This is a genomic window from Staphylococcus sp. MB377 (genome assembly GCF_001922505.1).
Lineage (GTDB): Bacteria > Bacillota > Bacilli > Staphylococcales > Staphylococcaceae > Staphylococcus > Staphylococcus haemolyticus.
Window position 1 is genome coordinate 258,006 of sequence record NZ_MAON01000022.1, and the last position, 11,586, is coordinate 269,591.

Genomic DNA, 11,586 nt, shown 5'->3' on the forward strand with positions numbered 1-11,586 from the left:
ATTAAGGAAATTCAATTTATAAAGCTATAACTACATCTTAGAATCTACATTGGAGGGCTTTAATTATGACAACAGAAAAAGTACAACGTTTTATTGCAGCAGAAAGAGAATTAAGCCAGTTGAAACATTGGTTAAAATCATCGTACAAAATCTCAATAGAGGAATTTGTAGTGTTATTTAAAGTTTATGAAGGTAAGAAAATTAGTGGTAAGGAGTTACGTGACACATTACATTTCGAGATGTTGTGGGATACAAGTAAAATAGATGTAATAATACGTAAAATTTATAAGAAAGAACTTATTTCTAAATTACGATCTGAAACTGATGAACGACAAGTATTTTATTTCTTTAATGCAACGCAACAGAAATTACTTGATAAAATGAAATCTGAAATTGAAGCAATTAGTATTGCTAATTAATAGATTATAAAAAGCGCTGGGAAATATTGACATATTTTCTAGCGCTTTCTAGATATTAATTTAATTGTGTTTTTACTTTTCTTCCATGAACAATAAAGTAAAGTACGGTGCTAAGTGCGGCGACGATAGCCATTATCATATAAACTTCTGTATAACTAATGAAACCTGTGAATAAGCCTAATAAAGATGGACCAAATCCTATACCTATATCTAGACCAATAAAGTAAGTTGAAGTTGCAATCCCATATTTATTAGTAGGTGACACTTTAATGGCAATAGCCTGCATAGATGATGATAAATTACCATAACCAATACCTAAGAAGACACCAGCTAGTAATAACATCCATCCACTATAACTGAATACTAATACTACAAAAGTAATGATAAGTGCGATAAATGCAGGATAAACGACAACATTTTCAGTACGTGCATCAATCATTTGACCTGCAATTGGACGTGTAATTAAAGAAGCGATCGCGTAACAAATAAAGAAGTAACTAGATGCTTCTAATAAATGACGTTGTTCAGCAAAAAATTTCAAGAAAGTCAGTATAGAAGCATAGTTCAGTGCAATAATCATCATAACTATTGATACTGGTACTGCTTCTTTTGCAATGAAGTTGTGTATATTAAAGCCTGATGCTTTAGCAATTTTAGCATCTGTTTTATTAAGAACAGCATCAAAATCAAGTTTAATAAATAGTGAAATTATTAAACTGATCACACCTAAAACTACACATATAGCAAATAGTAAATTGATAGAGAATGATTTTAATAATAAGATACCGAAGAATGGGCCTATAGCTGTACCAAGTACTAAACTAAGTGAAAATAGACTAATACCTTCGCTCTTACGCTCAACAGGTGTGACATGTGCTGCAATAGTACCAGTTGCAGTAGTAGCTATAGCAGTCGCAATCCCGTTAATTAGACGTACGAACATTAAGAATGTGATTGATCCAGGGATGAAGTAAAGTAATTGTGTAATCACAAGCAATAATAATCCAGTAATTAATATTTTTTTTGGACCAAATTTATTTACATATTTACCAGTTCCAAATCTACCTATTAAAGAACCGATAATAAATAATCCTACTACTAATCCAGCTAAACTATCTGAGGCGTGATAAGTAGTCTTACAATAATCAGCAATAATTACTAATAAAAGATACATACATAAATAAACGAAAAAATTGATTGAGAAATTGACTGTAAAACTTTTCGTGAAAATAGGCTGCTTTACATTCTTATTCTGAGTCATTCTGATTCCTCCTCTAAGAATGCATGATGAAGTTTGTTCATTACTGAAATAACATTTTCAAGTTCTATGTCAGATAATCCAGCATTTTTAATAAGCTCACGCTGAACTGGTAATATCTTACAATAAACGTCTTCATATAATATTTGACCTTTATCAGAGAGACTTAGTAACTTCTCACGTTTATCTTTCTTACTTGGTTCTACAATTAATAACTCTTTATCATATAACACTTTAATAATTTTACGTGTAGTGGGTTTTTCTATAAAACGACGTTTAGAAATATGAACTAAGGTCGTTGGAGAGGTACTGGCAATATCTCTTAAGATCAACCATTGACCAGGATGTAAATCAAATTGGTCGAGTATCGATTGCGTTCGTTTCATATATGGTCGGTATAAACCGATGAAACTGTTAAAAAATTCTTTTGTTAACATAATAAACTCCTTTCAACAAGTTAGCTTTGCTAACTATTTTGAGACAAAAATTATTATATGACGTTTTTTTAAAAAATGCAATACTAAATCAATAAGTTATGTGAATAAAAGAAGTAATCATACAAGAAGTTTGATAAGATAGATGCAAGTCGAACAATTAAAGGGGAATACGATCAATGGAACTCAGATTTGACCATATTATTCATTATGTAGACAACCTTAAAAATTTTAAATATCCAGGAGAAATTCTGAAAATTAGTTCTGGTGGCAAACATCACAAATTTGGAACATTCAATCGTTTATCATATATTAATGAAAATTACATAGAATTGATAGATGTAGAAGATAAAGAAAAATTAAATAAAGAGGCTAAAACAGAAGAAGGTCGTGTTGCTTTTGCGACTAAAATCGTTCAAGATCACTACAAACAAGGGTTTAAAACAATTGCATTAAGAACACCAAATATTGAATTAATAAAACAATCTTTAGAAGAACGCAACATTGATACGATTGGACCAGTGGAAATGCATAGAGAGAATAAAAAAGGTGATAAAGTAAATTGGAAATTACTTTACATTGCAGACCCTGATTACATGGTAAAGCCTCCATTTTTCATAGAATGGGAGGAAAGGGAAGAAGTGCACAATCAGAAATTAGACCCTCTTTTCCAAAAACAATTTAAAATCCATAAAATAATTCTTGATAGTGAAAAACGCTCTAAAACACTATCTAAATGGAAAAAATGGTTCGATGTGACTATCCTTGAAGAAGGAGATAATTATACAGATGTACAATTAACGGTAGACCATATTATTTACCGTATTCAAGATGGTAAAACGTCAGGCTATAACACGATTATATTTAAAGATACAGAAACAACTACACCATACTCAATTATTACGAAAGGTGCAAAATATCGATTCGAGCCTGAAGATTAGTATAGATAAATATAAGTACTATGGGCGATTAGTGCCATATGAACGATTGAAAGTATTAGAGATAATATGCTGAGATATGTAGTTACTTTAGACTTCCTTAAAAGCAAGAAAAAGATAGTTAAGACGAATGACAGTCCAACGAACATTACTCTTAAACTAAAATATGAAACTGTTAAAGGTTGAGTCATAATGACAACAATAGCTATCGCGTTAAACAAAATAAATAGTATTAATAATAAATATCGCATGTTAAACCTCTTTTTAAAGACTAATTTAAAATTTTAAGTTTATATATTATATCAAAAATTTAAAACTAGAAATAATATTTTAATTGAACGGCGAGTTTGTCGACACTCAAAACATGACATTGTATAATTATAATTAATGTAAAGAAAAAGGAGTTTTTATAGCATGGAAAAGATGAATATCACTAACCAAGAGCATGATGCGTTTGTGAAAGCTCATCCTAATGGTGATTTATTACAGTTAACAAAATGGGCAGAAACTAAACGCCTAACAGGATGGTATTCAAAGCGTGTGGCAGTGGGCGAAGATGGTGAGATTAAAGGTGTAGGTCAATTATTATTTAAAAAGGTACCTAAACTACCATTCACGCTATGTTACGTTTCTCGTGGTTTCGTAACGGATTATAGTGATAAAGCTGCATTGGAACAGTTATTAGAAGAAACTAAAAAAGTAGCTAAAGCAGAAAAAGCCTATGCTATTAAAATTGATCCAGATGTAGAAGTTGATAAAGGCATAGATGCACTTAAAAATTTAAATGCGCTAGGTTTCAAACATAAAGGTTTCAAAGAAGGGTTGTCTAAAGACTATATTCAACCACGTATGACAATGATTACGCCAATAGATAAATCAGATGAGGAAATATTCCAAAGTTTTGAGCGCCGTAATCGTTCTAAAGTAAGACTCTCATTGAAACGTGGTACTAAAGTTGAACGTTCAAATCGAGAAGGGCTTAAAAATTTCGCTGAATTAATGAAAATAACAGGAGAACGTGACGGCTTTTTAACACGTGATTTAAGCTATTTCCAAAATATTTATGATTCACTTCATGAAGATGGCGATGCTGAATTATTCCTTGTGAAATTAGAACCAAAACCTGTCTTAGATGATATTGATAATGAACTTGAGGAACTTGAAAACGAAAAAACACAACTTCAAAATAAATATGAGAGAAAGCAAAGTAACAAGACTAAAAATAAATTAAACGATGTCGAAGCTAAAATTCAAAAATCTATTGAAAGAAAAGACGACATGACTGACTTATTAGCAAAACATCCTAATGGAATTTATTTATCTGGTGCATTGTTAATGTTTGCAGGATCTAAATCATATTATTTATATGGTGCTTCATCGAATGATTACCGTGATTTCTTGCCTAACCATCATATGCAATATGAGATGATGATGTTTGCGCGTGAACATGGCGCTAAAACATATGATTTTGGTGGAACTGATAATAATCCAGATAAAGACTCTGAACACTACGGTTTATGGGCATTCAAACGTGTCTGGGGCACTTATTTAAGTGAAAAGATAGGGGAATTTGACTATGTATTAAATCAACCCCTTTATCAATTAATTGAACAAGTTAAACCGCGATTAACAAAAGCTAAAATTAAAATTTCTCGTAAATTAAAAGGCAAATAGTCATTAACGATTAAATTTAAATCTGAACGATTCCACAATAATCATTGTGACGTTCAGATTTTTTTAGGATAATAGGAATGATTAAAAAAAATTATAGCTTTTTAAAAGAAAAAGAATGGGGGAAGTAAATAAGTGATAAAGAAGATGTTAACGTTCTCGTTGGGAAATAAATTCGCAATTTTCTTAATGGTTGTTTTAGTAATTTTAGGAGGCGTATATTCTAGTGCTAAATTAAAATTAGAATTACTTCCAGATGTAGAAAATCCAGTTATATCTGTACAAACAACAATGCCAGGTGCTACACCTCAAACAACCCAAGATGAGATTAGTTCTAAAATTGATAACCAAGTACGATCTCTAGCATATGTTAAAAGTGTAGAGACACAGTCGATACAAAATGCATCAATTGTAACTGTTGAATATAATAACGGTACAGACATGGATAAAGCTGAAGAAGTATTAAAGAAAGAAATAGATAAATTAGACTTTAAAGATGGGGTTAGTGAGCCAGAATTAACACGAAATTCTATGGATGCATTCCCAATTGTAGCTTATTCATTTACTAATAAAAATGATGACTTAAAAACCACAACAAAAGAAATTAATGACCAACTTATTCCTAAATTACAAACCGTTGATGGCATTCAGAATGCTCAACTTAATGGTCAAACAACGAGACAAGTTACATTAAAATTTAAACAAAACAAATTAGATGAAGCGGGACTAACGGCTGATGACGTAGAAAATTACATAAAAACAGCAACTCGTGAAACACCTCTAGGATTATTTCAATTTGGAAAAAATGAAAAATCTTTAGTAGTAGATGGTCAATTTAAATCTGTTAAAGCACTCAAAGACTTAGAAATCCCATTAACAATAAGTGGTCAGAGTCAATCAGGCAGCAGTGATGATCAATCGAGTAGTGAGATGAGTAGTACTGGAGATAATATATCATCTTCAAGTTCTCAACCTCAAATGACTAATCAATCTCAAGCTTCAAGTGGAGAAATGCCTAGCGTCCCATTAAGTGATTTAGCAACAATAACTGTAGGAGATGAACGTGAGTCAATTTCTAAGACGAACGGTAAAGATGCAGTTAATGTACAAATTATGAAAGCACAAGATGCCAACACAGTTCAAGTTGCTAAAGAAGTTCAAAAGAAAATTGATGAATTTGTAAAAAATAATGATGACATAAAAGCTACGAAAACCATGGATACTGCTAAACCAATTGAAGATTCATTATATACAATGGTTGAAAAAGCAGCTTTAGGAACGATTGTCGCAATTATAGTTATCTTATTATTCTTGAGAAATATTAGAACAACGGCTATCTCAATTGTTTCCATTCCGCTTTCGATTTTAATAGCACTTATCGCATTAAAATTAAGTGATGTATCGCTAAACATTTTGACATTAGGTGCATTAACAATTGCTATCGGTCGTGTGATAGATGACTCAATTGTTGTTGTAGAGAATATTTATCGAAGATTATCAGATCCTAAAGAAGAATTGTCTGGCAACAATTTAGTCATTAGTGCAACAAGAGAAGTATTTAAACCGATTTTATCTTCTACAATTGTTACTATAATCGTGTTCTTACCACTAGCATTTGTGTCAGGTTCAGTTGGTGAAATGTTTAGACCTTTCGCATTAGCAATTGCGTTTAGTTTATTAGCATCTTTACTTGTATCCATTACTGTGGTGCCAGCATTGGCTTCTACATTTTTCAAAAAAGGTATTAAGTTAAAACGTAATTCACAACATCAGAATGATAGAGGACTAGGTATTGTAAGCAAGAGTTATCGTAAAATTTTAAACTGGTCATTAAATCATAAATGGATTGTCTTAATTATTAGTGTCGTTATTCTAGTAGGAAGCATTGCGTTAGGTGGTGCAAAATTAGGTACAAGCTATATTTCAACAGGTGATGACAAATTCTTAGCCGTAACCTATACACCTAAACCCGGTGAAACTGAAAAAGCTGTTTTAGATCATGCAAAGCAAGCACAAAAATATTTACAATCCAAGGATAAAGTAAAAACAGTTCAATATTCAGTGGGAGGTCCTTCACCAGCAGACCCAACTGGTAGTACGAATAGTATGGCTATTATGGTTGAATATGACAAAGATACACCTAACTTTGAAGAAGAGCCTGATAAAGTTATCTCCCATTTATCAAAAATGAATCAACCAGGTGAATGGAAAAATCAAGACATGGGTAATGGTTCCGGTAATGATTCAGTTGAAGTTACAGTCAAAGGGCCATCTACGAATGCAATTAAAGATACAGTTGCTAAAGTAGAGCAAAAGATGAAATCAGTAAACGGGATCACCAATGTAAAATCAGATTTATCGCAAACCTATAATCAATATGAAATTAAAGTAGATCAAAATAAAGCAACAGAGAAAGGTATTTCTGCAGGACAATTAGCATTAAATTTAAATGAGAATTTGCCTGAAAAGACGATTACTACAGTTAAAGAAAATGACAATAAAGTCGATGTTAAAGTAAAACAAAACAAGCAGACGGATTGGTCTCGAAATAAATTAAATAATATGGAATTAAAATCCCCAACAGGCGAAACGGTAAAACTTAAAGATATAGCCGAACTAGAACGTACAACTACGCCAAGTAAATTAGTTCAAGAAGATGGTGACTATGCAACAACTGTTTCCGGTAAAATTACTGATTCAGACGTAGGTGGTGTATCTAGTAAGGTAATGAATAAAATCAATAATATAGATAAACCAGACAACGTTAAAATTAATGTGGGTGGTGCTACTGATGACATTAATCAAGCAATGACTCAATTGGCATTCGCCATGTTAGTCGCTATTGTTATCGTATATTTAGTATTAGTCATCACATTTAAAGGTGGCTTAGCACCTTTCACAATACTATTCTCACTACCATTTACTATTATTGGTGTCGTATTAGCATTATTGATTACAGGTGAAACAATATCTGTTCCAAGTTTAATTGGAATGTTAATGTTAATTGGTATCGTAGTAACCAATGCCATAGTGTTAATTGATCGTGTGATAACAAATGAACATGAAGGTATGTCAATGAAGGAGGCATTGTTAGAAGCGGGAAGCACTCGTATTAGACCAATTCTTATGACTGCCATTGCAACAATTGGTGCATTATTGCCTTTATTATTTGGACAAGATAGTTCAATATTAATTTCAAAAGGTATGGCAGCAACTGTAATCGGAGGGTTGATTTCATCCACACTACTTACATTAATTGTTGTTCCCGTAATTTACGAAATTCTCTTTACACTTAAAGGTAGGTTAACAAGACAATAAAGAACAAAAGCCTGGGACATTAATCAATGTCTCAGGCTATAACTATATATTGGCAGTAGTTGACTGAATTATACTAATTTAATACATGATAAAAGTTAAAATAACATAAATGATAAATAATATAACTGATAAAATATTTAAAATTGAAACAGCTTTAGTATCATGTTTCAATTCTTTGAATGCGGTAACTTCAACATTACCAACAAGTAATGCTAAAACAATAAATACCCACCAGTTTTCAGCAGGGAATTGTAGAGTTGTAACTGCTAGTACAAACAGTAATAATACACCCATAATAATGCGTAAAATGCGAGTAATAATCGAATGCATTTTAAAAATGCTTATGTAACTAACGATGAGATATAAAATAGGCAATAATAATAAGTAAAGTTTCACTTGTTGTCTTCCTTTCTATAATGAACCTTAGACAAAATATAATTTTGATTCTATATAACAAATTCGAAGTAGCTGACTGAATTATTGAATAGAAATCATACTAGATTTACACAACTTTAATCATCTCATAAGATAGAAAAATTATTTATTTCTGACGTAACTTTGAACGTATCTCAGAGATTTGTAATTCAATATTTTCAAGTTGCTTAACGAGAGGGTCTATATTTTGATTTAAAGATTCCCGTTTCTCGAGGTCATTTTGTAAACGAACATAATCATACTTTAATTCATCTAATTGTGATTCTAAATTCATTAATCTTAACCCCCTTTAATTTCAAAATTTAACAATCACATTGAATTATATCATGAAACAATCCACTTCTAAAAATGAAGTAAATTATGTTAAAGTAATTAACTGTAATAATAATGTTAAAAAGAAGGAAGGAACTATCGTGACAGAGCAGTTTATAATGATTATTCTTTTAATCGCATTAGGTTATTTATTGAAACGGATAAACTTTTTAAAAGCGGCAGATAGTCAGGTATTATCAACATTAGTGCTCAATGTCACACTACCTTCTTTAGTCATTGTCAATCTCAATAGTGCAGAATTAGATTTTTCATTTTCGATATTACCTATAATGATGATTGTGTATGGCGTCCTTGCTAAAGTCACTGTATTGTGGCTGTTTAATAAGCATAACAATCATATAAAAGGTACAGTTGGAATGATGACTGCATCACTTAATATAGGTTTATTTGCATATCCACTTGTTGATACGATTTGGCCAAAAAATGGAATGATTTATTTTGGAATGGCTGATATAGGTGGGGCAATTATTATGTTTGGAGTAACTTATTTTGTAGGAAGTTATTTCAGTCAAGGTGGAGATCAGTTTGATTTTAAATTTTTAGGCAAAAAATTAATTACTTCTGTGCCCCTTGTCACATATATCGTCATGTTTACTTTAAATATGTTAAATATTCATTTGCCTAAAGTATCAATTGATTTTTTCACTATAATATCTAAAGCGAATATGCCACTATCAATGATTCTTTTAGGTGTTATGCTTAATTTTAAAATTGAACGTCATTTCCTACCAATCGCAGTTAAATATTTATTAGCTCATTATGGTTTAGGTTTATTAGCTGGTTTACTCGTTCATTTCTTCTTACCCGTTTCAGATAATATGATTAAAACGACATTACTCATTGCTTGGTTATTACCAGTAGGAGTAGCGATTATTCCGTATTCTATTCAATTTAAATACAAGACATTGCCTTTAGTAGGTATGGTTACTAACATTTCGATTATCTTGAGTATAATCATTTTATATGTTTATCAAGCGATATTTGTTTGATTAAATATGAAAAAAGCAAGCAATTCTACTTTAAGGATTGCTTGCTTTTTATTGCATAGTGTTTGAAATTCAACCCTTACCACCCATAAAGGCAGGGTAGTTAGTCATACCACCATCAACGTAAATGGTAGTACCGTGAATATAGTTCGCTAAATCTGAAGCTAAGAATAATGCCACATTAGCTACATCTTGTTCTTCACCAATTTCTTTAGCCGGAATCATTTCCAATGTCTCAGCACGAGTTTCTGGATTAGAGAATTTCTCCTTAGTATGCTCAGTGACTATCGCACCTGGAGAAATGTTGTTTATGCGTATACCATATTGTGCGTATTCCATAGACATTGTTTCCATCATTAACTTTAAGCCACCCTTACTAGCAGCATAATTAACATAATTAGGCCATGGAATCGTATCATGTACACTTGATGTATTGATGATTATTCCTTTTTTATCTTCTTTTAAAAATTGATTAACCGCTTCTCTAGAACCTATGAATGCACCAGTTAAATTAATATCTATCACTTTTTGCCATTCATCAACTGACATTTTATGGGTTGGGATAGGTTTTTCAAATCCTGCATTATTTATCATAATATCTAGCGTGCCAAATTCTTTAACAGCAGATTGAACTAATCGTTTTACATCTTCCTCGACAGCCACATCAGCTTGTACGGCAATTGCTTCACCACCAGCATCACTAATCATATGCTTAATTTCTTCAATTTCATCTAAATGACGGTCAGAGCGATAATTTAAAACTACTTTTGCTTTTGATTTACCAAAGTTCTCTGCAAAGGATTTACCAATACCACTCCCAGCACCAGTTATAATTACGACTTTACCTTCTAAATCTGAAAACATTTTGGTTCCTCCTTTGTAATGTTAATTTATTTAAGATTACCGAGTATAAATGCGGCAATAACGATTAAGATTATACCAGACCAAATTCCAATCATTTGGCGTTTGTCTTTTTTCTCACCTAGTAGGAAAATACCACCTAGTGTAGAAACGATTACGAGTAATTGTGATAATGAGAAACTTGTTGCAACACCAACTTTAGGTTGTGAATAGAACATAAATAAGTTACCAATCGCCCATACAACACCTGGTATTAAGTTAAGGGCTGTAGATTTAATATTAGTTTCATGTTTCATTGATAACAAGAAGCCACCTATAGCCATACCAATTGATTGGAAGAATAATGCATCAGTACCACTGACACCAAAGATATCGGCTATTACTACATATCCGACATAGCCAACTGTTGAAATCACTAATATTAACATTGCTTTCTTAAATTCTGGATCATTCGATTTTCCTTTATTTTTACCGCGTAAAGAGGTTAACGCGATACCTGTAACTAATAGAACCATGGCAATAATTCCCATTGTTACTTGAATACCAGTACTCCATTCTCCAAGAAAAATAGCACTAAATAATGTAGTACCAACTAATTGCATACCTGTAGAAATAGGCATTGTTTTAGAAACGCCAATTAAACTAATTGAACGTAATTGGTTACCTTGTCCAAAGGCCCACAAAGCGCCTGATATTAAACCAACAATAATCACTGTTAAATTATCAAATTGTGCTTTACCAATTAAGAGCAATACAATACCAACTATAAGTGCACCCAGTGTTGTACCTCTTATTTGGTTATAAGGTCCGCCCCCAACAAAAACATTAATTAAAACGACACTCCCCCAAAATAGGGCAGGTAATAATGCGATAAGTATATCTATAAATTGCATTATGTAAACACTCTCCTTATTTATTTACTTCAAGTGTTTC

At 31.8% G+C, this 11,586-nt stretch carries 11 protein-coding genes; 5 read left to right on the plus strand and 6 right to left on the minus strand.

The genetic code is table 11. From position 1 onward, the window contains the following. Positions 1-65: 65 nt before the first annotated feature. Positions 66-419 carry a SarA family transcriptional regulator gene (locus BB045_RS06445; RefSeq protein WP_011275108.1) on the plus strand — a complete coding sequence of 118 codons (354 nt, stop codon included), beginning with the start codon at positions 66-68 and terminating at the stop codon, positions 417-419. Between the two features lie 55 nt (positions 420-474). Here BB045_RS06445 and BB045_RS06450 read toward each other — a convergent pair whose 3' ends face one another. Then, entirely contained in the window at positions 475-1,680 is a 1,206-nt protein-coding gene (locus tag BB045_RS06450; RefSeq protein ID WP_070839229.1) for an MFS transporter, read from the minus strand. Then, positions 1,677-2,114 carry a MarR family winged helix-turn-helix transcriptional regulator gene (locus tag BB045_RS06455; RefSeq protein ID WP_070581224.1) on the minus strand — a complete coding sequence of 146 codons (438 nt, stop codon included), beginning with the start codon at positions 2,112-2,114 and terminating at the stop codon, positions 1,677-1,679. Before BB045_RS06455 ends, BB045_RS06450 begins: the two co-directional genes overlap by 4 nt. Before the next feature lie 176 nt (positions 2,115-2,290). On the opposite strand from BB045_RS06455, the gene BB045_RS06460 reads away from it, so the two are divergent. From BB045_RS06460 to BB045_RS06475, 3 genes are all read left to right on the plus strand, one after another. Then, positions 2,291-3,052: a VOC family protein gene (locus BB045_RS06460; protein ID WP_075140600.1), complete on the plus strand. Its 762-nt coding sequence runs from the start codon at positions 2,291-2,293 to the stop codon at positions 3,050-3,052. Between the two features lie 411 nt (positions 3,053-3,463). Further along, a complete protein-coding gene (locus BB045_RS06470; protein ID WP_070581226.1) occupies positions 3,464-4,723 on the plus strand; it encodes a lipid II:glycine glycyltransferase FemX in 1,260 nt (419 codons plus the stop codon). 132 nt (positions 4,724-4,855) lie between these two features. Further along, positions 4,856-8,038: an efflux RND transporter permease subunit gene (locus BB045_RS06475; protein ID WP_075140602.1), complete on the plus strand. Its 3,183-nt coding sequence runs from the start codon at positions 4,856-4,858 to the stop codon at positions 8,036-8,038. A 78-nt stretch (positions 8,039-8,116) separates the two neighbouring features. Here the strand turns inward: BB045_RS06475 and mspA are convergent, their stop codons facing one another. Then, a complete protein-coding gene (mspA, locus tag BB045_RS06480) occupies positions 8,117-8,434 on the minus strand; it encodes a membrane stabilizing protein MspA (RefSeq protein WP_011275115.1) in 318 nt (105 codons plus the stop codon). Positions 8,435-8,579: 145 nt separating this feature from the next. Continuing rightward, positions 8,580-8,747, minus strand: a complete 168-nt coding sequence (locus tag BB045_RS12005) for an SE1832 family protein (RefSeq protein WP_110709153.1) — start codon at positions 8,745-8,747, stop codon at positions 8,580-8,582. A gap of 139 nt (positions 8,748-8,886) precedes the next feature. On the opposite strand from BB045_RS12005, the gene BB045_RS06485 reads away from it, so the two are divergent. Beyond that, on the plus strand, positions 8,887-9,795 hold the full coding sequence (locus BB045_RS06485) for an AEC family transporter (protein ID WP_070581228.1): 909 nt from the start codon (positions 8,887-8,889) through the stop codon (positions 9,793-9,795). A 69-nt stretch (positions 9,796-9,864) separates the two neighbouring features. Here BB045_RS06485 and BB045_RS06490 read toward each other — a convergent pair whose 3' ends face one another. Continuing rightward, entirely contained in the window at positions 9,865-10,656 is a 792-nt protein-coding gene (locus BB045_RS06490) for a glucose 1-dehydrogenase (RefSeq protein ID WP_075140603.1), read from the minus strand. A 26-nt stretch (positions 10,657-10,682) separates the two neighbouring features. Beyond that, positions 10,683-11,546 (minus strand): GRP family sugar transporter, encoded by an 864-nt coding sequence (locus tag BB045_RS06495; RefSeq protein ID WP_070442381.1) that lies wholly within the window; start codon positions 11,544-11,546, stop codon positions 10,683-10,685. Between the last annotated feature and the right edge of the window lie 40 nt (positions 11,547-11,586).

Excerpts from the sequence above, each read along its gene's own strand:
- BB045_RS06460 (WP_075140600.1), top strand. The coding sequence starts at position 2,291 with ATGGAACTCAGATTTGACCATATTATTCATTATGTAGACAACCTTAAA.
- BB045_RS06455 (WP_070581224.1), bottom strand. The coding sequence starts at position 2,114 with ATGTTAACAAAAGAATTTTTTAACAGTTTCATCGGTTTATACCGACCA.
- BB045_RS12005 (WP_110709153.1), bottom strand. The coding sequence starts at position 8,747 with ATGAATTTAGAATCACAATTAGATGAATTAAAGTATGATTATGTTCGT.
- BB045_RS06495 (WP_070442381.1), bottom strand. The coding sequence starts at position 11,546 with ATGCAATTTATAGATATACTTATCGCATTATTACCTGCCCTATTTTGG.
- BB045_RS06450 (WP_070839229.1), bottom strand. The coding sequence starts at position 1,680 with ATGACTCAGAATAAGAATGTAAAGCAGCCTATTTTCACGAAAAGTTTT.
- BB045_RS06490 (WP_075140603.1), bottom strand. The coding sequence starts at position 10,656 with ATGTTTTCAGATTTAGAAGGTAAAGTCGTAATTATAACTGGTGCTGGG.
- BB045_RS06470 (WP_070581226.1), top strand. The coding sequence starts at position 3,464 with ATGGAAAAGATGAATATCACTAACCAAGAGCATGATGCGTTTGTGAAA.
- BB045_RS06445 (WP_011275108.1), top strand. The coding sequence starts at position 66 with ATGACAACAGAAAAAGTACAACGTTTTATTGCAGCAGAAAGAGAATTA.